The 23,907-nt window shown below is 71.6% G+C and carries 17 protein-coding genes; 10 read left to right on the top strand and 7 right to left on the bottom strand.

All coding sequences use genetic code 11. From position 1 onward, the window contains the following. Positions 1–4: 4 nt before the first annotated feature. Positions 5–1,666: an Hsp70 family protein gene (locus tag HNR73_RS40825; protein WP_184789689.1), complete on the bottom strand. Its 1,662-nt coding sequence runs from the start codon at positions 1,664–1,666 to the stop codon at positions 5–7. Then, positions 1,663–2,283 (bottom strand): nucleotide exchange factor GrpE, encoded by a 621-nt coding sequence (locus tag HNR73_RS23145; protein WP_184789688.1) that lies wholly within the window; start codon positions 2,281–2,283, stop codon positions 1,663–1,665. The genes HNR73_RS40825 and HNR73_RS23145 overlap by 4 nt, the downstream gene beginning before the upstream one ends. A 285-nt stretch (positions 2,284–2,568) precedes the next feature. Here HNR73_RS23145 and HNR73_RS23140 point away from each other — a divergent pair, with 285 nt between their 5' ends. After that, positions 2,569–5,361 carry a tetratricopeptide repeat protein gene (locus HNR73_RS23140; protein ID WP_184789687.1) on the top strand — a complete coding sequence of 931 codons (2,793 nt, stop codon included), beginning with the start codon at positions 2,569–2,571 and terminating at the stop codon, positions 5,359–5,361. On the opposite strand, the gene HNR73_RS23135 is transcribed toward HNR73_RS23140, so the two are convergent. Next, entirely contained in the window at positions 5,358–6,152 is a 795-nt protein-coding gene (locus tag HNR73_RS23135) for an FHA domain-containing protein (RefSeq protein WP_203686472.1), read from the bottom strand. The two genes, HNR73_RS23140 and HNR73_RS23135, sit on opposite strands and share 4 nt — an antisense overlap. 113 nt (positions 6,153–6,265) lie before the next feature. Here HNR73_RS23135 and HNR73_RS23130 point away from each other — a divergent pair, with 113 nt between their 5' ends. The 3 genes from HNR73_RS23130 to HNR73_RS23120 are packed head-to-tail and all read left to right on the top strand — an operon-like array spanning position 6,266 to position 8,925. Continuing rightward, complete coding sequence (locus tag HNR73_RS23130; RefSeq protein ID WP_184789686.1) at positions 6,266–7,435, top strand: AAA family ATPase; 1,170 nt, start codon at positions 6,266–6,268, stop codon at positions 7,433–7,435. Continuing rightward, positions 7,432–8,277 carry a DUF7192 family protein gene (locus tag HNR73_RS23125; protein ID WP_203686473.1) on the top strand — a complete coding sequence of 282 codons (846 nt, stop codon included), beginning with the start codon at positions 7,432–7,434 and terminating at the stop codon, positions 8,275–8,277. The genes HNR73_RS23130 and HNR73_RS23125 overlap by 4 nt, the downstream gene beginning before the upstream one ends. Before the next feature lie 24 nt (positions 8,278–8,301). Further along, a complete protein-coding gene (locus HNR73_RS23120; RefSeq protein WP_184789685.1) occupies positions 8,302–8,925 on the top strand; it encodes a hypothetical protein in 624 nt (207 codons plus the stop codon). A 52-nt stretch (positions 8,926–8,977) separates the two neighbouring features. On the opposite strand, the gene HNR73_RS23115 is transcribed toward HNR73_RS23120, so the two are convergent. Beyond that, a complete protein-coding gene (locus HNR73_RS23115; RefSeq protein WP_184789684.1) occupies positions 8,978–9,295 on the bottom strand; it encodes a hypothetical protein in 318 nt (105 codons plus the stop codon). A 416-nt stretch (positions 9,296–9,711) separates the two neighbouring features. Between HNR73_RS23115 and HNR73_RS23110 the strand changes: the two genes are divergently transcribed. Next, positions 9,712–10,779: a glycoside hydrolase family 5 protein gene (locus HNR73_RS23110; protein WP_184789683.1), complete on the top strand. Its 1,068-nt coding sequence runs from the start codon at positions 9,712–9,714 to the stop codon at positions 10,777–10,779. A 100-nt stretch (positions 10,780–10,879) separates the two neighbouring features. Further along, on the top strand, positions 10,880–12,019 hold the full coding sequence (locus HNR73_RS23105; protein WP_184789682.1) for an ROK family transcriptional regulator: 1,140 nt from the start codon (positions 10,880–10,882) through the stop codon (positions 12,017–12,019). A gap of 195 nt (positions 12,020–12,214) precedes the next feature. On the opposite strand, the gene HNR73_RS23100 is transcribed toward HNR73_RS23105, so the two are convergent. Beyond that, positions 12,215–13,411: an alpha/beta hydrolase gene (locus HNR73_RS23100; protein WP_184789681.1), complete on the bottom strand. Its 1,197-nt coding sequence runs from the start codon at positions 13,409–13,411 to the stop codon at positions 12,215–12,217. A 213-nt stretch (positions 13,412–13,624) separates the two neighbouring features. Between HNR73_RS23100 and sigJ the strand changes: the two genes are divergently transcribed. Then, positions 13,625–14,512, top strand: a complete 888-nt coding sequence (sigJ, locus tag HNR73_RS23095) for an RNA polymerase sigma factor SigJ (protein WP_184789680.1) — start codon at positions 13,625–13,627, stop codon at positions 14,510–14,512. 41 nt (positions 14,513–14,553) lie between these two features. Continuing rightward, positions 14,554–15,924 (top strand): M20/M25/M40 family metallo-hydrolase, encoded by a 1,371-nt coding sequence (locus HNR73_RS23090; protein WP_184789679.1) that lies wholly within the window; start codon positions 14,554–14,556, stop codon positions 15,922–15,924. Between the two features lie 20 nt (positions 15,925–15,944). On the opposite strand, the gene HNR73_RS23085 is transcribed toward HNR73_RS23090, so the two are convergent. After that, a complete protein-coding gene (locus HNR73_RS23085; RefSeq protein ID WP_184789678.1) occupies positions 15,945–17,171 on the bottom strand; it encodes an MFS transporter in 1,227 nt (408 codons plus the stop codon). A gap of 249 nt (positions 17,172–17,420) precedes the next feature. Here HNR73_RS23085 and HNR73_RS23080 point away from each other — a divergent pair, with 249 nt between their 5' ends. Together HNR73_RS23080 and HNR73_RS23075 are read left to right on the top strand one after the other, a co-directional pair. Further along, positions 17,421–18,863 carry an FG-GAP repeat protein gene (locus tag HNR73_RS23080; protein ID WP_184789677.1) on the top strand — a complete coding sequence of 481 codons (1,443 nt, stop codon included), beginning with the start codon at positions 17,421–17,423 and terminating at the stop codon, positions 18,861–18,863. Positions 18,864–18,932: 69 nt separating this feature from the next. Beyond that, positions 18,933–20,366 (top strand): integrin alpha, encoded by a 1,434-nt coding sequence (locus tag HNR73_RS23075; protein WP_184789676.1) that lies wholly within the window; start codon positions 18,933–18,935, stop codon positions 20,364–20,366. A gap of 322 nt (positions 20,367–20,688) precedes the next feature. On the opposite strand, the gene ileS is transcribed toward HNR73_RS23075, so the two are convergent. Next, positions 20,689–23,805 carry an isoleucine--tRNA ligase gene (gene ileS, locus HNR73_RS23070; protein ID WP_184789675.1) on the bottom strand — a complete coding sequence of 1,039 codons (3,117 nt, stop codon included), beginning with the start codon at positions 23,803–23,805 and terminating at the stop codon, positions 20,689–20,691. Positions 23,806–23,907 lie beyond the last annotated feature (102 nt).

The following is a 23,907-nucleotide window of genomic DNA, read 5'->3' as shown; positions in this document are numbered from 1 at the left end:
GCGGTCAACCCTTGACGGTCAGGGCGGTGATCTGGCGGCGGGCGGCCTCCACCTGGGCGTCGTCGAGGATCTTGATGCGGACGTTGATGGTCAGCTCGGTCCCGGTTTGTGGTTCGGTGGCGGTGAGGGACAGCAGCCCCTCCTCGTCGATGCGCATGGAGATGTTGATCGGGGTGCCGGCCGGGCCGGGCGGGATGCCGGTGACCAGGCCCGAGTCGTGGTCGATGGCGTTGTTGTAGGCCAGGTCGGGCTTCTCGACCGCGCCGGCCTGCTCGTAGAGCTCGATCTCGATCTGGGTCTGCCCGTCGACGACGGTGCCGAGTTCCCGCAGGTGCGGGCCGGAGGGCAGCGCGTCGTTGGCGTGGACGAGGTGCTCGATGTAGGAGGCGCCGTCCACGTCGTCCATCCAGCCCGGCTTCTCGGTGTCGACGAGGCGGACGCCGAAGGCCTTGGGGAGCACGGTGATCACGCGTTTCCCGGCGATGTCGCGAATGGTGGCCGCCGAGATGCCGGTGGAGGCCTCCAGTTCCTCGGCGCGCGCGGCGATGCGCTCGGTCGTGGGTTCGGCGCTCGCCTCACCGCCCCAGTCCCAGACGGCCTGCCCGAGGGCGTAGCGGGCGGCGCCCTTGGCCACGGCGAGGTCGGGGTCGTGGAGGCGGGGGCGCTGTTCCAGTTCGGTCTCCAGCCGGTCGGCGACGGCGGGCATGCGGGTCGCCCCGCCGACGAGGAGGACCTCGTCGATCGCCCGCCCCGGGTGGTGTTCGGCGAGGTAGGCCATGGTCCGGCGGGTGCAGTCGATGGTGGCGTCGAGGAGATCGGCGGTCGCCTCCTCGAACTCCTCGCGGGTGACGTCGAAACGCGCGCCGATCTGACCGAGGCGGGGCGCGACGGGCCGCGACTGGGCGCGCGAGAGGCCCTTCTTGACGTCCTCGGCCATGGTGAGCAGCTCGCGCATGAAGTGCTCGTTGTCCTCGGGATCCTCGTCGCCGAGTTCGGCCTCCGCCTTGAAGCGCCGCAGGATCAGCGCGGCGAGGCGCTCGTCCCAGTCGGCGCCGCCGAGCTGTGAGTCACCGTCGGTGCACAGGACCTCGATGGAGCCCGACTCGATGGCGATGACGGTGGTGTCGAAGGTGCCGCCGCCGAGGTCGTAGACGAGGATCGTCTTGCCGTCGGCGTCGGCGACGACGTCGTAGTGGAGGGCCGCGGCGACCGGTTCGGGGACGATGCCGATGTTGTCGAAACCCGCGATGCGCCCGGCGTCCCGCGTGGCACCGCGTTCGAGCATCCCGAAGTAGGCCGGGACGGTGACCACGACGTTCTTCACCTCCTGCCCGCAGTGGGCCTCGGCGTTGGCGCCGAGCCGGCGGAGGATGATCGCCGACAGCGACTCCGGGGTGAAGGACTGACCGCCGATGGTCCACTCGCGCTCGCGGCCCATCTCGCGCTTCACGAGCGTGACCACCCGGTCGGGATAGAGGGGCGCGACGTCCTTGGCGGCCTGCCCGACGACGGGTGAGCCGTTCTCCTCGATGAAGACCACCGAGGGCGTGATGTCGCCGTCAGCGTCCTGGTTCGGCACGACCGTCGGGAGGCCCGCCTGGTCGATGAAGGAGATCACCGAGTTCGTTGTCCCCAGGTCGATGCCGAAGAAGATCTTCTCGCTCACTGCCCGTCCTCCACTGTGGGTTCGCCGTAGGTCTCGGCGGGGGCGACCGTCACGACCGCGCGGTGCGCCCGCACCAACGCCGGCAGCACGACCTTGTCCTCGACGGTGTCGAGGTATCCGTCGGCGTCGACGGCGGCGACGGTCCCGTCGGCGGCGCCGTCCTCGGTGCCGACGACGCCGACCACGCGGTGCGCGCCCGGGATGACCGAGCCGCCCACGGCCGGTGAGAGGGGTTCGGCGCCGACGCGTTCCAGGGCGAAGGTCACGTCGTCGGCGAAGCCCGCGAACAGCGCGGCGATGTCCGCGGGGGACCCGTCGGCCTGCCGGAGCAGGTTGTTGCGCAGCCGTCCGAGGTCGACGATCACCGGGCGCAGCAGGGCCGCCCGCTCCCCCGTCCGCAGCCGCTGGACCTCCTCGTGGAGCTTCACCACGAGTTCCTCGCGGGCCGCCGCGCGCACATTGTGCGCGGCCAGCTCGGTCCGCAATGCCTCGACGGCGGCGAGTCCGGCCGATTCGGCGGACTCGGCGGACTCGGCGGACTCGGCGGACTGATCCTCCTTGCCGGAAAGCGGATCTTCGGGCACGTCGGTCCGCTCGTCTTCGGCCGCGAATTCCATGGCAGCTCCAGGGGCGATGGGGGCTGAGGGAATCTGAGTATAGCCAGCACCGACCAATGTGCACCCTCTACAAAGGAGCCCGTCGTTGACCGTTGACCTGCACGAATACGAAATCGAGTGATCTTGTCAGGCAATGGACAACCCGGCAACACCTCTTGTGGCAGCGGAATCGGACGGTATTCGGCGATACCGTTGCCCGGAAGGCGCCATCGTTTCGCATCGCGCCGAAAATGGATCTTGCCGGGCCGATCGGGATCCGGCACCGTTGCCGAAGATTGGAGCCGCTTGCCGACCGTCAACAACAACGCCCATGACGGCGGAACCGTCAACGCGCCGCTTTACGGCGACGTCAATTACCACTACACTGCCGGATCGTTCTTCCTTTCGGCCTTCGCGGAGGACAGCCCGCCCGCCGACTGGGCGCAGCAGCCGAGCCGGCTCCTCAACGCCGCCCACGCCGTCGTCCCGTTCCACGGACGCGGCGAGGAGAACCGGCGGCTGACCCGCTGGCGCGACGGCACCGACCGCCTGTCGCTCTTCCTCGTCCACGCCGCCGGCGGTCAGGGCAAGAGCCGCCTCGCCGCGCGCTTCGCCTCGGCCTCCCCGGGCTGGCGGGTCTGGCGGGCGCACCCCGAATCGGCGCTCGCCCCCGAAGGCTCACGCTCCACATTGGACGGACTGGAACAAGACGAGCTGATCCTCGTCGACTACGCCGACCGCTGGCCGCACGACGCCCTCAAAGCCCTGTGCCTGCACGCCATGCGCTCGCCCGCACGCATCCGGATCCTCCTGCTGGCCCGCTCGGTCGCCTTCTGGTGGCCGCTGCTGGGCACCCTCGGTCAGGAGTTGCCAGCCCACGACCTCCCCTTGCTCCCCCTCGTCGACGAGCACGACCGCCCCCGTCTCTACGCCGACGCCTCGGCGGCCTTCGCCCGCGCGCTGGCCGCTCCACCACCGTCGGGCGAAGCACCGCGGGGACTCGGCCACCGTTCGTACGAGACGGTCCTGGCCGTCCACATGCGAGCGCTCGCCGGCGTCCTCGCCACCGGCGCCGACCGCGCGCCCGACGAGGTCGACGAGGTCGCGGCCTTCCTGCTGCGCCGCGAGATGGGCGCCTGGCGCGAACTCCGCCACGCCGGGGCGCAAGGCCGCATCGACTACCGCAGCGGGGATCGCGAACTCGCCCAGGCGGTGTTCGTCGCCGCCCTCGCCGGCCCCGCGCCCGGCTTCGAGGCAGGCGTCGGCCTGCTCGACAGCGTCGAGATGGAGCACGCGCAGCAGGTGCTCGCCGACCACCGCTACTGCTATCCCGCCGAGGACGCGCGGCAGTACCTCGAACCGCTCTACCCCGACCGCCTCGCCGAGGACTTCATCGCCCTGCTGACCCCCGGACACCGGGTGCGGACCTTCCCGGTCAACGGCTGGGCCGAATCGGCGCCGGCGAAACTGCTCGCGCGTCAAGACGGGCCCGCGCCCGCGCACACCGCGCGGACACTGACCGCCCTCACCTCGGCCGCGCTCCGCTGGCCCCACCTCGTCCCGCTCCTCGACGAGCTCCTCCGCGGGGATCCCGGCCTCGCCGTCGCCGCCGGCGGCGTCACTCTGGAAAACCTCGCCGCCATGACCGACATCGACGAGGAGACCCTTGAACTGGTCTCCGAGCACCTCCCCTCGGGCGCCGACTCCGGCATGGACATCGGGGCGTGGCAGCTCGTCGAACGGCTGGTCGGCGACCGGCTCGCCGGCGAGACGGACCCCGTTCTCCAGGCCCGGCTGCACACCCGCCGCGGGCTGCGTCGCACCTCCGTCGGCCAGCACGGTCAGGCCCTCCGCGACCTCGACATCGCCGCCGACCTCTTCCGGCGCCTGTCCGGCATCCGCCCGAACGAGTACACCTACTCCCACGTCCACGCCTGCCACGCCCGGGGACTCGTCCTCAACGAACTCCGGCGACATGACGACGCGCTCGCCTCGGTCGCTCTGGCCGAAACGCTGCTGACGCGCCTCCCCGGCGGCCGCGACCATCCGGTGTTCCTCGAAATCCTGGCCAACAAGGCCGTGATCCTCGGCAGACTCGACCGGCACGCCGAGGCCAAACAGGCCGGGCAGGCGCTCACCGACCACATGCGCGACGTCCCGGCACAGTCCTTCAGCACCCTCCTGGCCTCCGCGCAGGCCGCGATCGGGCTGGGTGTCAGCCTGCGCAAGGAAGGCGCCTACCCCGAGGCGATGAAGCTCCTGCGCGGCGCGCTCGCCCGCGTGCAGGAGGCCGGGGACGGCCCCGACGTGATCGGGGTCCGCTCACACCTGCTGATCAACCTCGGCACGATCTGCTTCGAAGCCGGGTTGCGCGACGAGGCCGAGGCCGCGACCAGGGAGGCCGCGCGCATCATCGAGGAACTCCACGAACGCAACCCCGGCCGGCACGAGAACGCCCTGCGCGTCGCCCGCAACAACCTCGCCCTGTTCACCGGCGCCGACAGCGATCCCGACGAGAGCATCGACTCGCACGACCGGGCACAGCGGCTGACCAACCTGGCCGTCACGTGCACCGCCGAACAGCGCTGGAACGATGCCCTCAAACTCGATCGGGAGGCCGTCGAGATCTACCGGGGGCTCTCCGCGGTCGACCCGCAGATGAATCCCGACCTCGCCATCGCACTCGGGCACCTCGCCCAGGATCTGGTCATGCTGGAGGACTTCGTGGCCGCCGACGCCGCCATCGACGAGGCCGAGACCATCTTCGAGCGGCTCACCGACGGGAGGACCTACCGCTACGAGATCGCGCTGACCCGAATGAACCGCGTGTCCTGCGCCTCGGTCCTGCGCGGGCTGGAGCCGGCGCTGCTCCTCGCGCGGGAGGTCGCCGCCGAGGCCGAGGAACTCAGCGCCACCGACCCGCGCGCGCTCGCCGTCCTGCACGGCGCTCTCACCCTCCAGCGCGAACTGCTGCTGGCCGCCGGGCGGCGCAAGGAGTCCGAACGCGTGGACGCACACCGGGCCACACTGCCGAAGCCGCCCAAGGACGGCACGTCCTTCGTCACGAACTTCTCGCTGGTCCCGCCCGACCGCCGCTAGACGGGCTCGTCGTCGATCAGCTTGAGGTCCTCCGGGATCAGCGTCGAGGTCCGCAGCAGGGCCTGGATCAGGTTGTGGTTGAGGACGTTGCCGACGGGCTCGCCGACCTCCCCGCGCAGGATGCCCGGGATCGGGTCGCGACCCGACGCGAGCCGCTCGCGCAACTGGCTCACGATGTGCTCCACCGACTTCGCCGACCAGCTGCGCCCGTCGGGAAGCGCGTTGAGGTCGTCGGCGACCTGGCGCCAGGTCACCGGCTGCGGATGCCGTTCCCCGCGCAGGTAACGCTGCGCCAGCGAGGCCAGCACGAGCCGCTCGGGGAGCCTGAGGTCGTAGACCTCCGGCGGGCGGGTCTCGGCGTGCGGCTCCTCGTGGCTGTCACCGCGTCCGTAGCCGACGAGGTGGATCTCCAGGAGATGCGCGGGCCGGCGCCGGGAGGTGATGAGCATCGGCGTGTAGCCCGACTTGATGGGTGACTCGTGGCCCGACAGCAGCATCGGTTCGCCGGGGATCTCGATCGGCAGGCGCCCGGTGTTACGGATCCACCATTCACTGCCGTCGCAGGTGAGCACACCGTGCAGGCGGCTGACCGAGGGATCGTTGACACCGATCGGCACGTGCACCTCGCCGCGCTCACGTCCGAAGTGGAGGGTGAACTTGCGCAGCGGCACGGCGTAGCCGCCCGCGTCGGCACGCGCGAACATCGTCCCCGGCGGCGCCGACGGCACCCCGTCGGCCAGCCGGCGACTGGACGGCGCGATCGCCCGCGGCAGGAATTCCTTGAGCGCCACTGTCCTGCTCCTCCCGTCGATTCGGTCGTCTCCCAGCGTATCGACGCGCGTCGGGACCCCTCCCCGCTCACCGGCCATACCGTTGCCGCGGACCGTCGTCGAGGGGAGGCCGCATGCGCGCCAGTGTCAGGTCCGAGGTGGAGATCATCGCCACGCGCACCGCCAACTCCGTGTACCGCCGCAAGATCGGGCCGTCGGTCGGTGAGGCCGTGCGCGCGGCCATCGAGCGCGACCTGCCGAAGGCCGTGCGGGACGCCGTCGCCGAGGCGCGTCGCGGGACCGGCGGGAACGGCCCGAACATCGACGCGGCCGTGCGCACCGTCCTCAACAGCGTCGACAACCGGCTCTCCCGGCATGAGCAGGACGTGCGGCGGCTGGCCTCCGACGCGGCGATGGCGGCGCTCCTCGACGTCACGCCGACGATATCGACGATGGTGCGCGACGAGGTGGGCCGCGCGCTCGAACGGGCCGAGCCGCCGGTGGTGAACGTGACCTTGCCCGCGCGCGGGACGGTCACCCTCTCGGGCGACGCGCACGAGAAACTGCCCGACCTGCTGGTCGCGCTGTACGCCCGCTGTCATGTCCTGCTCGTCGGTCCCGCCGGGACGGGCAAGTCGATGCTGGCCAAGCACGCCGCCGAGGCGCTCGGCCTGTCCTTCCAGGCGTTGTCGCTCGGCCCGACGACGCCGATGAGCAAGGTCTTCGGATACTTCGACGCACACGGCAACTACCACGGCACGCCGTTCCGGCACGCCTTCGAGCACGGCGGCGTCATGCTCCTCGACGAGCTCGACAACGGCCATCCGGGCCTGCTCGGCGAACTCAACCAGGCCCTCGCGCTGGGGGCCTGCGCGTTCGCCGACGGGATGGTCGACGCGCACGAGGACTTCCGGCTGGTCGCCACGGCCAACACCTACGGAACCGGTGGGGATCACCAGTACGTCGGGCGGCAGGCGCTCGACGCCGCCACGCTCGACCGGTTCACCGTGCTCGACGTGCCCGTCGACCCGGTCCTGGAGCACCGGCTGGCGATGGCGAGCGCTCCGTCCCGCAGGGACGAGGTGCGCGAGCTGCTGTCGGAGGTGCGGAGGCTGCGGGCCCTCACCGCCGAGAAGCGGCTGCCGCTGACCTTCTCGCCGCGCGCGAGCATCGACGGCGCGAAGCTCCTGGAAGCCGGCGCGAGTCTCCAGCAGGCGCTGCGGTGGCGGGTGACGCGCGGTCTGTCCGAGGCGCACCGGGCGGCGCTCGGCCTCAACGACCCGAAGCCCCGGGGCAGACGGTGAGCGCCTACGTCCTGGATCCGATGCCGTCGTGGACGGAGTTCCTCGACCGGGTGCGTTCGCCCGCCACCGTCGACGGTGGCGGGGGCCGGGATCGCAATGACGAGTGGGCCGGCGCGACGTGGGAGGAGGCGCTGCGCCTGGCCGTCGACGGCTGGACCGTGCCGCTGACCGAGGTCGAGGTGACCGTCGGCGCGCTGCGCGAACGCGCCGGACTGGGTAGTTCGGTGACCTCACTGGAGCCGGTGTGGGACGTGACCGGCGCGGAGGTCGACGTCGGCGCCTATCTCTCGGGGGTGCCCGAGTGCATGGTCGACGCCGTCCCGCGACGGGTGTCGCGGCGCGGGCGGGTCGTCAGTTTCCTGATCACCGGCAGCTATGAGCACACGACGCCGCACGAGCAGGTCCGCAACCGCGGGCTGGCGCTGGCCGCGTTGTGCGCGGCCATCATCGCCGCCGGGCACGGCGTGGAGATCTGGTCGGGTTACGCGACGATGGTCGGTCCCGCCCGCGACATCCGCGCGTCCGCCGTCGCGCGGGTCATCAGCGCCGGTGAGCGCCTCGACGTGGGGCGGCTGATCTTCGCGGTGGCGCATCCGGCGATGCTGCGGCGGCTGTGGTTCTCGGTCTGGGACGGGCAGGACCCGGTCGTCGCGCGGACCGTGCGCGACGCGCACTACGGTCGCCCGCTGTCCTCGCTGCCCGGGGACCTGCCGGGCGAGACGGCCGACCCCTATGTCTTCCCGCACCTGGCGCCCGACGATCCGCAGTGGATCAGCCTGCCGGCGGCGCTGTCCTGGTGCCGCGAGATGTTCACCGACCTGGGCCTGCTCCGGCCCGCCTGAACCGACCCACCCGGGAGAGCTCCCATGTCCACTCAGCAGCACCGCCAGAGCATGGCGATCGTCTTCGACAGTTCCGGAATGCGACCCGAGGACGACGGGGAGAGCTGGTACGACCCGTCGACCGGCGACGTCGTCAGCCTCCAGGTCAACGAGGGGCCGCCGTTCGAGGCGGCCTGGATGTCCGACGTGGCTAGCCTGCGGCGGGGCTTCGCGCGGATGTTCGCCGGCGCGGGCTGCCTCATCGAGGCCGAACTGGTCCCCTTCGGCGGCGCGCGGGCGGTCTACCAGCTGGTGAAGGTGCCGCTGCCGAACGCGCCGAGCGGGCTGGTGTACCTGTCCATCTTCACGCTGACCAAGGCCACGCGTTACGCCCAGCTCATCTTCCAGGGCGCCGAGAGGGGCACCACCGGGATGCGCGAGGCGATCCTGTCGGTCCGGCTGGGCAACCCCGCCGACTTCCGTCTGCCGCACCCCTACGACCGTGAGCTGCGGACGCGTCTTCCCCTGCTTCGCAGTGACGACGCCGGTTTCGACGCGCAGTTCCCCGACCATCCGCTGTCGCGGGCGCGCCGCTGGGCCGCGCGGATCGCGCCCTCGGCCGTGGTCGATCCGGCGTTCACGGCGCTTCCGGAGCTGAGCTCGCACTGACCCGGGGCGGGTCGGCGCGCGGGCGGCCTCCGGGCCGTCCGCGCGCCCGCGTTCACACCTCGCAGCAGACCGGGTCGTCGCAGGGGCGCCCGACCTCGCTGCCGTAGACGACGAAGGCGCCGACCGGTGCCACCGCCTCCCGTGCGGCCTCCTCATCGAGGGCCGGAGCCTCCTTGAGCTCCCAGGCCGCGGGTGTGCCGTCGAGGTCGAGGCGCGGCCTCCCGTCGACGAAGAGCGTCCACAGGGGATGGTCGGGGAAGCCGTTGATGCGCAGTACCCACCACACGCCGTCCATCCTCGCGGCGAAGAGGAAGCGCCGCATGCCGGTGCGCCGCCATGGTGCCGCGATCTCGTGCTCACGTGGGGCCATGAGTCCAGGATGCCTCGCGCTCGGCGAGGGGGCCGCGTTCGGCGGTTCCCCCGCGCGCAGCGCCGAGGGGATGAGGACGTGCGCCGACGGGGCCCGGCCGTTGCCACGCGCGGAGCGCCGGGGGTGCCGGCTCATCGACACCACCACGGTCCACCAGCCGTTCCCGCGCCGGTCGCCGGGCAGGCCATCCGCCGCGCCCATGACGCACGACGCCGCCGTTCGCGCGCGGGAGCGCCGGGCAGCCCGTCCGCCGTTCCCGCTCGCCGATCGCCGGAATCGGGCCGGTGGCACGGAAAGGTCCGAAATGGATCATCGTGGACCTCTTGACCCACAGTGCGCCCATCAGTACGCTGACCGGAGTTAGTTAGCCTAACTGTCTATTGTGGGCGTGGCCGTCCACAGTGGAAGGAGCAGCAATGGAACGTCCCCGCGGGGCCGCGCGCGTCCGGCACGCGCTCGTCGCCCTCCTCTCAGCGGCGCTCTTACTCACCGGCACGAGCGCGGCCACCGCCGCGCCCGAGACGGCCGGCCCGCCCGCGCCCGGCATCGGCACGGAAGCCGTCACTCCCCTGTCCAAGTGGGGCCGCCTGAAGGTCTGCGGCGTCCGGCTCTGCGACTCCTCCGGTCAGCAGGTCCAGCTGCGCGGCATGAGCACCCACGGTCTCCAGTGGTTCGAGCAGTGCGTCAACGGCTCGTCCCTCGACGCGCTCGCCGGCGACTGGAAGGCCGACGTGGTCCGCCTGTCGATGTACATCCAGGAGGACGGTTACGAGACCGATCCCCGCTACTTCACCGACCTGGTCCACTCGCTCATCGAGCAGGCCACCGCGCGCGGGCTGTACATCGTCGTCGACTGGCACATGCTCGACCCCGGCGATCCGCACTACAACCTGGCGCGGGCCAAGACCTTCTTCACCGAGATCGCCTCCCGGCACAAGAACAAGGACAACCTGCTCTACGAGGTCGCCAACGAACCCAGCGGCGTCTCCTGGTCGCGCATCAAGAGCTATCACGAGCAGATCATCCCGGTGATCCGCGCGCAGGACCCCAAGGCCGTGGTCCTGCTCGGCACCCGCGCCTGGTCCTCGCTCGGGGTGTCCGACGGGGCCGGCGAGACCGAGGTGGTCAACAACCCGGTCAACGCGTCGAACATCATGTACACCTTCCACTTCTACGCCAAGTCGCACCGCACCGAGTACCTCAACGCCCTCTCCCGGGCCGCCGACCGGATCCCGATGTTCGTCACCGAGTTCGGCACCCAGGAGTACACCGGCGACGGCGCCAACGACTTCACCATGTCGCAGAAGTACATCGACCTGATGGCCGCCAAGAAGATCAGCTGGACCAGCTGGAACTTCTCCGACGACGGCCGCTCCGGCGCCGCCTTCAAGCCCGGCACCTGCCCGAACGGGCCCTACGCCGGAACCACACGGCTCAAGCCCGCCGGGGTCTGGTTGCGCGACCGGATACGCTCCGGACGATGACACCATCGGCACCGGTTCGGCGGCGGCGAACGAAACGGCCTGACAGGCATGGGATCGGGTGCCGCCCCGCCCCGGTAGTGGGCGAAGGGCCCGGCGCGCGATGACCGCGAACCGCCCGGCCGGCTCCTCCCGTCTACTGCGCACGCTGAACGAACGTGCCGCGCTCGGGCATCTGCTTGAGCGCGGCACGCTCACGCGCGGCGACCTGGTGACCCTCACCGGCCTGTCGAAACCGACCGCCTCGGAGGTCATCCGGCGGCTGGAGGAGGCCGGCCTCGTCGGTGTCGCCGGCCGCACGCAGGGCGGTTTCGGCCCACGCGCCGACCGCTACGCCGTCAACCCGGACGCCGCCTACGCCGCCGCGGTCGCCGTCGGCGAACCCGACCGGCTCGACGTGGCCATCCTCGACCTCACCGGCCGCACCCGCGCCCGCACCGAGCGGACCGCCGTCTTCGGCGGCGACGTCACCGGGCCTGTCGCCGAAGCCGTCGCGGCCGCCTGCGCGGCCGCCGGGATCACCACCGGCGACCTGCGCGGCGTCCAGCTGGCCGTCCCGGGCGCCTACGACCCGCACACCGACACCGTCTCCAACATCGACGTGCCCGGCTTCGGCCGCCCCGGCCTGGCCGGGGATCTCACCGAGCGGCTGGGCACGACCGTCGCCGTCGGCAACGACGTCAACCTCGCCGCCCTCGCCGAGCGCGAGCACCGCGACACCGGCGACGACGGCTTCGCGCTGCTGTGGCTGGGCACCCGCGGCGTCGGGCTCGGCATCGAACTCGGGGGCACGCTCCTGCGCGGAGCGACGGGCGCCGCCGGGGAGATCGGGTACCTTCCGGTCGGGCCGCCCGGCGCCGCCACCGGCGACCTCCAGGACCTCATCGGAGGGCCCGCGATCGCCGCCCTCGCCGCCGCCCACGGCCACCCCGCGGCCGACGCGGCCCGTGCCGTCGCCGAGGCGCACGGCGACACCGAGTTCCTCACGGTCCTCGCCGAACGCGTCCTCCTCGCCCTCACGGCGGTCATCGCCGTGGTCGACCCCGCCCTCGTCGTCCTCGCCGGCGAGATCGGCCGCGCCGGAGGCGAAGCCCTGCGCGAGGCCGTCACGACCGCCCTGCACCGCACGACCTACCGCACGCGGGTGGAGGTCACCGTCGTCGACGGCGACCCGGTGCTCCTCGGCGCGCACGCCGCGGCGGCGAGCGCCCTGCGCGAAGCCGTGCTCGCCACGCCCACCTAGGAACCGGGCAGGGCGACACCGCGAGCGCACCGGGCAGTCGAAGCCCCGGCACCGTCGCCCGAGCGCTGTGCAAGGCCGTGCTGGAGACTCCGCCGTTGATCGGCTGGATCTCGTGGCACGGCGTCACAGAGTCGCGGTGTCGTGCGGGCCCGGTCCCCGCGAGTCGCCGTTCGCCGGTACCGCGACGAGCGTCGCTCAGGCGCTCCCGCCGGAAACCGTGTCGGCAGTGGTTCGCGACTCCGCGAGCACCCAGGCCGTGAACGCCTCGACTCCGTCGACCACCGCTTCGAAGCGTGCCGAATGGAAGACGTCGAAGGCGTGCTGCCCTCCGGGAAGCTCGGCGTAGACGACGGGGCCGCTCGAAACGCCGCGCAGCCGCGCGGTGAAGTCCCGCGCGCCTTCGACGGTGCCGAGCGGGTCGTAGGTCCCGTGGGCGATGAAGAACGCCGGAGCGTCGGGACGAACGTATCCCTGCGGCTGCATCGGCGGCGGAGCCGTGTCCGGCGCCTCGCCGAAGTAGTGACCGTAGTAGCCGTAGAGGCACACCGCGCCGGTCACGGAGGTGTCGACCGACTCGAAGCCCGGCTGGAACCGCGGATCGTTCGGCGTCAGCGCGCACAGACCCGCCATGTTGGAACCGGCCGAACTGCCCGCCACGAACAGCCGCGACGGGTCGGCGCCGTACTCACCACCGTGCTCGCGGACCCACGCGATGACCTTCTTCGCGTCGATCTGGTGGCCGGGGAAGGTCGTCTGAGGAGACAAGCGGTAGTTGGCGCTGACGCACACCCACCCTTGACTCGCCAGCCGGTACAGCAGCGGCCGTGCCTCGCGGTTCTTGGCGCCGCCACGGTATTGGCCACCGTGGAAGTACACCAGGACCGGCGCGCCGCTCGGAGCGTCCCGGCGGCGATAGACGTCGAGAAGATTCCGGCGGCCGGCGTCGCCGTAGCGGATGTTCGCGATCCGCTCCACGTCGCGGCGCCGCATGCGCGCCGGCAGCAGCAGGATGTGCAGCCAGGGCCGGTGGCGTCGCAACGGCACCGTCACCTCGTCCCGCCAGCCGGTGCCCAGCCCTTCGCTGAGCGCCCGCGCGACCGCGCGATCCGAACGCACACCCCGCCAGGCGACCACGGCGAGCGCCCCGAGGACCAGGGCGGCGACCGCGGCGCTCGCCTTGCCCCCCGCGGACCCCAGGTCTCCCTCCGCGGCGGCGAGCGCCGTCGAGGCGATCAGGAGGTAGGCGGCGTGGAAGGGCACCTCGTTGACGACCATGCCGAACCAGAAGGTCATGCCCGCCAGCGGCCGGGGCCGTCGTGGTGCGATGACGGCGAAGAAGGCGCACCAGGCGACGATCGCCACGCCCACCAGGTACCCGATCGGTAATTCCATGTCCCGCGCTCCTGTCGACTACGGTTCCCGGCGACGACGCTATCGGACGGGCGTCGTCCTGGCCAAGATCGGAATCGTCATGACGTCATGTCCCCGAAGGCATACCGGCAGCGCTGTACGGCCCTGTGCCTCAGCCCACTCCCCCGCGCACACCTTTTCGCGCGGCTCACGCCCGGCAGAATGATTGACCGGGAGACATCGATGGAGGCGCGCATGAGCGAGCACGATCAGCTGGCGGAACGGTTCGAGTCGCACCGTTCCCACCTGCGTGCGGTCGCCTACCGCATGCTCGGCTCGCTCGCCGAGGCCGACGACGCCGTCCAGGACGCCTGGCTGCGCCTCAGCCGCAGCGAGCTCGCCGAGATCCAGAACCTCGCGGCGTGGCTCACCACGGTCGTCGCCCGCGTCTGCCTGAACATCCTGCGGACGCGCAAGGCGCACCCCGAGCAGTCCACGGGCGTGCACATGCCCGATCCGATCGTCCGCCGCGCCGGGACCGCGCCGACGCCCGAGGAGGAGGCGCTCCAGTCCGACTCGGTCGGCCTGGCCATGCTCGTCGTCCTCGACACCCTCGGCCCGGCCGAGCGGCTGTCCTTCGTACTGCACGACATGTTCGCCGTGCCCTTCGACGACATCGCGCCCATCGTCGGCCGGTCCACGACCGCGACCAGGCAGCTCGCCAGCCGTGCCCGCCGCCGTGTGCACGAGGCCGCTCCCCCGCCCGACGCCGACGCCGCCCGGCAGCGCGAGATCGTCGACGCGTTCTACGCCGCCTCCCGCGATGGCGACTTCGAGGCCCTGGTCTCCCTCCTCGACCCCGACGTCGTGCTCCGTGCCGACGGCGGCACCGGTATGCCCGCCCTGTCGATGATCCTGCGAGGTGCGCACACGATCGCCTCCCAGGCCTCGATGTGGCAGCGTTTCGTGCCGCACGTGTGGCCCGCGACGATCAACGGCATGCCCGGCGTGGTCGTGGCGCCGCAGGGGAAGACCATGTCGGTCATGTCCTTCACCATCGTGGCCGGAAAGGTCGCCACCATCGACGTGCTCGCCGACCCCGAGCGCATCGCCGCCCTCGGGCTCGGCGAGTGGGAGGCCTGAGGGCCGTGGACAAGGCGGGGCCGAAGCGGTAGGAAAGGTCCATGACGGACTCGACTTCCGGCCCGGCCCGGCGGACGTTACTGACCGGGGCCCTCGCGGCCGCCGGCGGCGCGTTCCTCCTGCCCGGCGCCGCCACCGCCAACGGCACCCGGCCCGGCCCCGAACTGCGACGGCTCCTCAAGCGGGTCGATCCCGCGCGCATCGAGGCGACCGTCCGGCGTCTCGTGGCCTTCGGCACCCGGCACACGCTGTCGGCGCAGGACGATCCCGTCCGCGGCATCGGCGCGGCCCGCGACTGGATCGCCGGGGAGCTGCGCGGCCACGGCGGCCGTCTGCGGGTGACGCTCCAGTCGTACCTCCAGCCGCCCGCGCCCAGAATCCCGACCCCGACCGTGATCACCAACGTCGTCGCGACGCTGCCCGGCACCGTCACGCCGAACCGCACCTACGTCGTCTCCGGCCACTACGACTCCCGCGTCACCGACGTCATGAACCACACCGACGACGCGCCCGGAGCCGACGACGACGCTTCCGGCGTCGCCGTCGCGATGGAGCTGGCCCGGATCCTCGCCGAGCACGAGCCCGACGCGACGATCGTGTTCACCGCCGTCGCGGGCGAGGAGCAGGGACTGTACGGGTCGCGGTACCAGGCCGCGCAGTACAAGGCGGCGGGCGTGGATGTGCAGGGCATGTTCAGCAACGACATCGTCGGCAGTCCCACCGCCGAGGACGGGAAACGCGACCCGCGGACCGTGCGGTTGTTCGTCGAGGGCGTCCCGACCGCCGAGACGCCCGAGGAGGCCGGTGTGCGCCGCTCGGTCGGCGGCGAGAACGACTCGTCCTCGCGCCAGCTCGGCCGCTTCGTCGACGGCGTCACCGATCTCGGGCCGAGCGGCGCCCGGCCGAGGATCATCTGGCGGCGCGACCGGTACCTGCGCGGCAGCGACCACATCGGTTACCTGGAGCAGGGTTACCCGGCCGCGCGTTTCACCGAACCGGCCGAGGACTTCGCCCACCAGCACCAGGACGTGCGGGTCGAAGGCGGGAAGCAGTACGGGGACCTGCCGCGGTTCTGCGACTTCGAGTACATCGCCCGCGTCGCCCGCACCAACCTCGCCGCCGTCTGGTCGCTGGCCAACGCGCCGGGCACGCCGACCGGCGCGAAGATCCTCACCGCCCGTCTCACCAACGACACCGACCTCACGTGGAACCGCGGCCCGGAGCCCGACATCACCGGCTACGAGGTCGTCTGGCGTGAGACCACCGCCCCCGACTGGACGCACGCCATCGCCGTGGGCGACGCGAGCTCGGCCCGGATCGCGATGAGCAAGGACAACGTGTTCTTCGGCGTGCGGGCGGTCAACGCGCGGGGACTGCGGAGTCCGGTGGCGTTCCCGGTGCCGCAGGCGTGAGCTGACCAGGCGCCGGAACTCTAGACGGAGGTGAGCGAGGGACGCACGCGCTCGCCGCGCAGCTTGGCGAAGCCGTAGCCGACGAGGGCGGCGGCCGCCAGGCTCGCCACGGCGGCGACGCCGACCGTGGCCGGTACGCCGATCTGCGCCGACACGAACCCGAACGTGGGCGGCGCGACGGCGGTGCCGGTGAACAGACCGGCCTGCATGATGGCGCCGGCGCGGGCGCCCTGCCCGGGCAGGATCCGCATCGTGGAGGCGAGCAGCAGACCCGTCCAGCCCCAGCCTCCCGCCACGGCCAGGAGCGCACCGACGCCGAAGGCGAGCGGGGTGTCGAAGGTGATGACGGCTAGCCCGGCGGCTCCGGTGACCATCATCGCGGCGACCGCGAGGGGGTTGCGGGCCGGCGAACGGTCGGCGAGTGCGCCGGAGCCGATGCGGACGGCGACGGCGAGGACGCTGGCGACGGTGAGCAGGGTTCCGGCGAGTGTGGTCGACAGGCCGGAGACGGTCCCGATCTGAACGAAGAAGTTGGCGCAGACGCTGGATCCGATGGAGCCGATGGCGGCGGCGACGGTCCAGGCCATGGCGGCGTGGGAGGCGCCGGGCACGGGCTTGGCGGGTGCGGCACCGGCGCGTGGGGAACCGGGGTCGTGAATCACCGTGGTGGTGGACCGCCGGGTCGCGAAGGCGAGCAGCGTGGTGGCGGCGACGAGCGCGGCGGCGACGGTGTAGGCGGCGCGGGAGCCGTAGGGGACGCCGACGGTGCTCACCAGCAGGCCGGGCATGAACGGGGCGGCGCCCAGGGCGGCGCCGACGAGTCCGGCTGCCAGGGACAGGCGTCCGGCGGCGATGTCGCTGCCGATGATGCGGGCCGCGACGGGCTGGGTGAGGGAGTTGCCGCAGCCGGCGACCGCGAGGAGCGCCATGAGCTGCCAGCCGGAGTCGCAGCGGGCCAGCCCGATCAGGCAGGCCGCCGACAGGGCGCTGACCGAGGCGAGCGCCGCGGGTACCGGGAGGCGCACCGCCAGCCGTCGCGCCACGGGTGAGGCGATGGCGGTCGCGCCGAAGAAGCAGGCCAGCGCGAGGCCGAACAGGCCCGCGGACAGGTGCAGGCGGCTCTCGATCGCCGCCGACTGGGCGCTGGTCATGAAGACCGGGGTCATCGCGGCGACCGTGACGCCGACGGCGATGAGCAGTCGTCGCCAGCCGGTCTGTCGCGACTCCGCGTTCTCGGGCAGGGTCACAGGACACGTCCTTCGATCCAAGGGGTCTGCCGATCCGCCGCCGTTGCCGGAACGTGCTGGGGTTCGCTGCGCGGCTCACGCGGTGGGCGGTCGGTCCGGGGTCCGCCGGGGAGTCGCGGTCACCGATCCTAGGCCTGGGCGATCTTGGTCTCGCACGCACCCGCTGAGCGGGGATTTCGCCGTGCAACCCGAAAGGGCCACCGAACGTGATGTGGTTAACACAAGATGGCCACGACACGGGGAGACGTCATGCGTGGTTTCACTTCCATCGCCGTCGCCGGACTGGTCGCCACCGCGTTGGTGGCGCCTCCGGCGTCGGCGTCGTTCTCGGCGGCCGACCCCGCGCCCACGGCGGCCGGTGCCGACTTCAACCTCGACGGATTCGAAGACGTCGTCACGGGCCTGCCCGACTACACCGTCGACGGCCAGGCCGCCGCCGGTGCGGTCCAGGTGATCCTCGGCGGCGGCGAAGGGTCCTTCCTCATCACCCAGAACACCGAGGGCGTACCCGACGAGGCCGAGGCGGGCGACCGTTTCGGTCAGTCCGTCACGGCCTGGTACTCGCCCTATGACAACTATCCGAACCTCGTCGTCGGCGTGCCCGGCGAGTCGGTCGGCGACAAGGCCGGCGCGGGCATGATCCATGTGTTCCAAGGTCACGCCGGGGGCATCTTCCTCGACGGTTACACCTATGACCAGGACTCCGGCGGCATGCCGGGCGTCGCCGAGGCCGGGGACATGTTCGGCTGGTCGCTGTCGGGCAACATCGGCGGCGGCGGGTACCGCTACGGGACCCTCGCGATCGGCGCGCCGGGCGAGGACGACAACGCCGTCGACGCCGGGTCGGTCTACCTGATCGGCAACGAGCGGATCAAGGTGTTCAGCCAGGACACCGCGGGCATCCCCGGAACGCAGGAGAAGGGCGACCGCTTCGGCTGGTCGGTGTCGATCCTGCGCGACGTGCTCGTCGTCGGCGTCCCCTACGAGTCGATCGGGTCGGTCGCGGGGGCGGGTCTCGTCCAGGTCTTCACGGTCCGGCGGTCGGCGACGCCCAACACCGACTGGCCCAAGCCGCAGCCGGTCGTGAACCTCGACCAGAGCATGTCCGGCGTCGCCGGGGTGCCCGAGACCGGGGACCACTTCGGCATGTCGGTGTCCATCGCCTCCGAGGAGGGCGGCGAGAGCACCGACTACGACTTCGCCGTCGGCGTCCCCGACGAGGACATCGGCTCGGTCGCCAACGCCGGAGGCGTCCACGAGTACGAGCTCGAAGATCCCTACGCCGACTCCAGCCCGGCCTGGTCGGAGCACATGGCGGTCAACCAGGGTTCGACGGGCGTGCCCGGGAAGGTCGAGACGGGCGACCGTTTCGGCTCGACCGTCGACGCGTTCACCACCGTCTGGGGCACCACCGCCCTCACCGTCGCCAGCGCCGGCGAGGGCACCGACGCCGACATCGGCACGGTCCCAGCGATCCACGTGTTCAGCCGCCAGCTCCACGGCGGCGGGGCCGCGTGGGTGCGCGCGGGGAAGTACACCGTGCCCGGTGGCGAGACCCTCAGCACGGTTCACCTGGAAGGCGGGCCGGAGACCCTGCGAATCGCCGCACCGGACTCCACCCGGATCCTCGGTGTGCCGTGGGAGAACGTCCTCTACGGGCAGCACTCGCCGCTGGTCGTCCACAGCGTGTGAGTCGAAACGGCGGCCGTCCGAGGTCGGGCGGCCGCCACCGCACCATTCGTCCCGATCACGGGAGACGCCATGCACCTCTTAACCGTGGCCGGCCTCGTCGCCACCGCGCTCGTGGCGGCGCCGGCCCCAGCCCACCGGCCGGTGGCCTCGGCCCTCGACCACCACCCCATTTCCGCGGGTGCGGACTTCAACCTCGACGGCCATCCCGACGTCGTCACCGGAATACCCCTGAACCTCGACGGTGAGGGCGTGCCCAGCCCCGGTGCCGTCCTCGTCATCTACGGCGGCGGACTGGGTTCGCTCTACATCGAACAGGACGGTCCCGGCGTCCCGGACACCTCCGAGGACTACGACCACTTCGGAGAGTCGGTCGCGACCTGGTACGGGCCGGGCGACGAATACCCCGACCTCGTCGTCGGCACGCCGGGCGAGGATCTCGGCGACGCCGCCGACGCCGGTCAGGTCACCGTCTTCCCCGGCGGTCCCGACGGGCTCTCGCTGTCCGGGTACGTCCTCAATCAGGACTCGCCCGGCATGCCGGGTGCCGCCGAGTCCGGCGACCAGTTCGGCTGGTCGCTCGCGGGAGGCGAACTCGGTGAGGGCTTCGACGCCCTCGCCATCGGTTCCCCCGGCGAGGACCACCACGCCGTCGACAGTGGATCGGTCTACGTTCTCGGCGACGGACGGGTCACCGTCCTGCATCAGGACACGCCCGGTGTGCCGGGCGCCCAGGAGAAGGGCGACCGCTTCGGGTTCTCCCTGACGACGCACCGCGACGTCCTCGCCGTGGGCGTCCCCTACGAGTCGCTCGGCTCCGTCGCCGAAGCCGGGATCGTGCAGTTGTTCACCCTTCGACGTGCCGGGACACCGGTCGCCGACTGGCCGCGACCGCGCTCACTGCTCGTCATGGACCAGAACCGCCCCCGGGTCAGCGGAGTGGCGGAGAAGGGCGACCGCTTCGGCTGGTCGGTGTCGCTGGCATCGGAGGGAGGTGGGGAGAGCGCGCCGTACGACCTCACCGTCGGCGTCCCCTACGAGGACCTCGGCGCGGTGTACAACGCCGGGACCGTGCACGCCTTCCTCATCGACGATCCCTACGCCGACCCGTCCCCGAACTGGACGCAGCGCGTGTCGATCAACCAGAACTCGCACTACGTGCCCGGGGTCGCCGAGGAAGGCGACCGGTTCGGATCGACGGTCGACGCCGTCACCAGTTCGTACGGGACCGTCGTGCACACCGTCGGCAGCGAAGGCGAGTACCGGGACGGCGAGGTCGGCTCGCCCGACGCGATCCACGTCTTCGGGGTGCCGCTCGCCGGAGCCGCGTGGGCGCGGCCGGGGTGGTACGGGATCCCGTCCGACACCTCCGTCGGGACGCAACATGTCAACGGCGGTTCGACGCACCTGTACGTGTCCGCCGCCAGGCCCGGGATGATCCTGGGCGTGCCGTGGGGGAACGTTCTTCACGGCGAGGATGAGCCGCTGGTGGAGTACTGGGAGTAGCGATGGACGGCCGCCGGCCTTGAGGGTCGGCGGCCGTTGCGGCGATGAGGCTCCATTGGCCCCATTCGCCCGCCTTGACGCCCTAAGTAGGCTCTCGCCACCTTTCGCTCCACTGGGGCGCTCCACGCATGCGGCCCCGCCGCACCCGGCACCGGAGCTGCTCACGGCACGACCGGCGTCCATCCGAACGACCATCGCCCTGCCCAGCCGTTCTAGTACTGGTTCGGCGTGCTGCGCTCCGGCGTCGTCTTCGACGGCGGCGGCGAGGTCACCTGAGCGGTGGGACGGGGGCGGCCGTGACGGCCGCGCCCGTCCCCGTGTCTCACGCCTTCGCCAGCCAGAAGGTCAGCCCCAGCGTCTCGTCGCCGTGGGTCTCGGCGTCGCCGGGCTCACCGGCGGCCAGTTCGGTGGCGAGGACCTCGTCGGCGATGAGCGCGGAGTGCTCCTCCACCGCGGCGGTGGTCTCGGCGGCGGCCGAGGCGTAGCGCAGCACGATCCGGTCGGTCACCTCCAGGCCGCTGGACTTTCGGGCCTCCTGCACCTGCCGGATCACCTCGCGGGCGATGCCCGCGCGGCGCAGTTCCGGCGTGATGTGCAGGTCGAGCGCGACGGTGGCACCGGCGTCGCCCGCGACGGCCCAGCCCTCCTGGGGCGTCTCGGTGACGAACACGTCGTCGGCACCGACCGTCACCGGCTCGCCGTCGACGAGGACCGTCGCCTCGCCCGACTGCTTCAGCGAGGCGCTGAGCGCGGCGGCGTCGGCGGCCGCGATGGCCTTGGCGACCTGCTGGACGGCCTTCCCGAAGCGCTTGCCGAGGGTCCGGAAGTTCGCCTTGGCGGTGGTGTCGACCAGCGAGTCCCCGGCGGCGTTGAGTTCCTCGACGCCGCCGACGTTGAGCTCGTCGGCGAGCAGGTCGAGCAGTTCGGTGTCGAGTTCGCCCGTGCCGGGCGCCGAGACGAGGACGCGCGACAGCGGCTGGCGGGTCTTGACCGAGGCGTCGGCGCGGGCGGCGCGGCCGAGTTCCACCAGGCGGCGGACGAGCGCCATGCGCGAGGACAGGTCGCGGTCGACGAGCGCGTCGTCGGCGACGGGGTAGTCGGTGAGGTGCACCGACTCCGGCGCGCCGGGCGTCACGGGGAGTACGAGGTCCTGCCACACGCGCTCGGTGACGAACGGCGTCAGCGGCGCCATGAGGCGCGTGACGGTCGTGATGGTCTCGTGCAGGGTCGCCAGGGCGGCGGCGTCACCGCGCCAGAAGCGGCGGCGGCCGCGTCGCACGTACCAGTTGGACAGGTCGTCGATGAAGTCCGACAGGAGCTTCCCCGCGCGCTGGGTGTCGAAGCCGGCCAGGGCCTCGTCGACCTCGCCGACCAGGATGTTGAGCTCGGAGAGCAGCCAGCGGTCGAGGACCGGGCGCTCGGCCGGCGCCGGGTCGGCGGCCGACGGCGACCAGCCGGCGGTGCGCGCGTAGAGGGACTGGAAGGCGACGGTGTTCCAGTAGGTCAGCAGGTTCTTGCGCACGACCTCCTGGATGGCGGTGTGCCCGACCCGCCGTGCCGACCACGGCGAACCCACCGCGGCCATGAACCAGCGGACGGCGTCGGCGCCGTGCTGCTCCATCAGCGCGATCGGCTCGATGATGTTGCCGAGGTGCTTGGACATCTTGCGGCCGTCCTCGGCGAGGATGTGGCCGAGGCAGACGACGTTCTCATAGGAGGACTTGTCGAAGACGAGCGTGCCGATGGCCATGAGCGTGTAGAACCAGCCGCGGGTCTGGTCGATGGCCTCGGAGATGAACTGCGCCGGGTAGCGCTCGGCGAACAGTTCGGTGTTCTGGTGCGGGTAGCCGTACTGGGCGAAGGGCATGGCCCCGGAGTCGTACCAGGCGTCGATGACCTCGGGGACGCGCGTGGCCGTCTTCCCGCACCGGCAGGCGAAGGTCACGTCGTCGATGTAGGGGCGGTGCGGGTCGAGTTGCGACAGGTCGCGTCCGGCGTGCTCACCGAGTTCGGTGAGGGAGCCGACGCAGGTCAGGTGCCCGTCCTCGCAGCGCCAGATCGGCAGTGGCGTGCCCCAGTAGCGGCTGCGGGACAGGGCCCAGTCGATGTTGTTGTTGAGCCAGTCGCCGTAGCGGCCGTGTTTGACGGTCTCGGGGTGCCAGTTGGTGCGCTCGTTCTCGCGCAGCAGGGCGTCCTTGACCTCGGTGGTGCGGATGTACCAGGACGGCTGGGCGTAGTAGATGAGCGCGGTGTGGCAGCGCCAGCAGTGCGGGTAGGAGTGCTCGTAGGGCGTGTGCCGGAACAGCAGCCCGCGGGAGCGCAGTTCGTCGACGAGGGTCGCGTCGGCGTCTTTGAAGAACACGCCGCCGACGAGCGGCACCTCGGGCGCGAAGGTCCCGTCGGGGCGGACCGGGTTGACCATGGGCAGGCCGTAGGCGCGGCAGGTCGTGAGGTCGTCGGCGCCGAAGGCGGGCGCCTGGTGCACGAGGCCGGTTCCGTCCTCGGTGGTGACGTAGCCGGCGTTGACGACGAAGTTGGCGTCGGCGACGTCGATGAGGTCGAGGGGGCGCCGGTAGTTCCAGCGCTCCATCTCCTTGCCGGTGAAGGACTCGCCGGTCGCGGTCCACTCCTCGCCGAGGGCCTTGGCCAGGAGCGGTTCGGCGACGACGAGGCGTTCCTCGCCGTTGGTGGCGACGACGTAGGTGACGTCGGGGTGGGCGGCGACGGCGACGTTGGACACCAGCGTCCACGGCGTCGTCGTCCAGACCAGGAGTGCCGCGTTGTCGGCGAGGGGCCCGGAGGTCAGCGGGAAGCGGACGAAGACCGAGGGGTCGACGACCGTCTCGTAGCCCTGGGCGAGTTCGTGGTCGGACAGGCCGGTCTCGTCGCGGGGGCACCAGGGGGCGACGCGGAAGTCGGAGACGAGCAGGCCCTTGTCGAAGATCTGCTTCAGCGACCACCACACGGACTCGATGTAGGAGCTGTCCATGGTGCGGTATGCGCTGTCCATGTCGACCCAGTAGCCCATGCGCTCGGTGAGGCGGGTGAAGGCGTCGGTGTGCCGGGTGACCGATTCGCGGCATTTGGCGTTGAACTCGGCGATGCCGTAGCGCTCGATGTCCTGCTTGCCGGTGAAGCCGAGTTCCTTCTCCACGGCGAGTTCGACGGGGAGTCCGTGGCAGTCCCAGCCGGCCTTGCGGGCGACGTGGTAGCCCTTCATGGTCTTGTACCGGGGAAAGACGTCCTTGAAGACGCGGGCCTCGATGTGGTGGGCGCCGGGCATGCCGTTGGCGGTGGGGGGTCCTTCGTAGAAGACCCATTCGGGGCGGCCTTGGGACTGTTCGAGGCTCTTGTCGAAGGTGCGCCGCTCGCGCCAGAGGTCGAGGACTTCGTGTTCGAGTTCAGGCAGGTCGACCCGGGCCGAGATGGGGCGGTACATGGTGCCTCCGTCTGATCGTTCGCATCGGACGAAGGGACGAGGCTCGCGCCCCGCGGTACCACCCTTCTTGGCCGCCTCGGGTGCGCGGCCCTCTCGTTGAAG

It is taken from the genome of Phytomonospora endophytica (assembly GCF_014202425.1).
In the GTDB taxonomy this organism is placed as follows: Bacteria; Actinomycetota; Actinomycetes; order Mycobacteriales; family Micromonosporaceae; genus Phytomonospora; species Phytomonospora endophytica.
This window is presented reverse-complemented; position numbering and strand designations above follow the sequence as displayed.

Coding starts and splice junctions, on each gene's coding strand:
- HNR73_RS23145 (WP_184789688.1), bottom strand. CDS start 2,283: ATGGAATTCGCGGCCGAAGACGAGCGGACCGACGTGCCCGAAGATCCG.
- HNR73_RS23130 (WP_184789686.1), top strand. CDS start 6,266: ATGCGCGCCAGTGTCAGGTCCGAGGTGGAGATCATCGCCACGCGCACC.
- HNR73_RS23120 (WP_184789685.1), top strand. CDS start 8,302: ATGTCCACTCAGCAGCACCGCCAGAGCATGGCGATCGTCTTCGACAGT.
- HNR73_RS23115 (WP_184789684.1), bottom strand. CDS start 9,295: ATGGCCCCACGTGAGCACGAGATCGCGGCACCATGGCGGCGCACCGGC.
- HNR73_RS23110 (WP_184789683.1), top strand. CDS start 9,712: ATGGAACGTCCCCGCGGGGCCGCGCGCGTCCGGCACGCGCTCGTCGCC.
- HNR73_RS23105 (WP_184789682.1), top strand. CDS start 10,880: ATGACCGCGAACCGCCCGGCCGGCTCCTCCCGTCTACTGCGCACGCTG.
- HNR73_RS23100 (WP_184789681.1), bottom strand. CDS start 13,411: ATGGAATTACCGATCGGGTACCTGGTGGGCGTGGCGATCGTCGCCTGG.
- sigJ (WP_184789680.1), top strand. CDS start 13,625: ATGAGCGAGCACGATCAGCTGGCGGAACGGTTCGAGTCGCACCGTTCC.
- HNR73_RS23090 (WP_184789679.1), top strand. CDS start 14,554: ATGACGGACTCGACTTCCGGCCCGGCCCGGCGGACGTTACTGACCGGG.
- HNR73_RS23080 (WP_184789677.1), top strand. CDS start 17,421: ATGCGTGGTTTCACTTCCATCGCCGTCGCCGGACTGGTCGCCACCGCG.
- HNR73_RS23075 (WP_184789676.1), top strand. CDS start 18,933: ATGCACCTCTTAACCGTGGCCGGCCTCGTCGCCACCGCGCTCGTGGCG.
- ileS (WP_184789675.1), bottom strand. CDS start 23,805: ATGTACCGCCCCATCTCGGCCCGGGTCGACCTGCCTGAACTCGAACAC.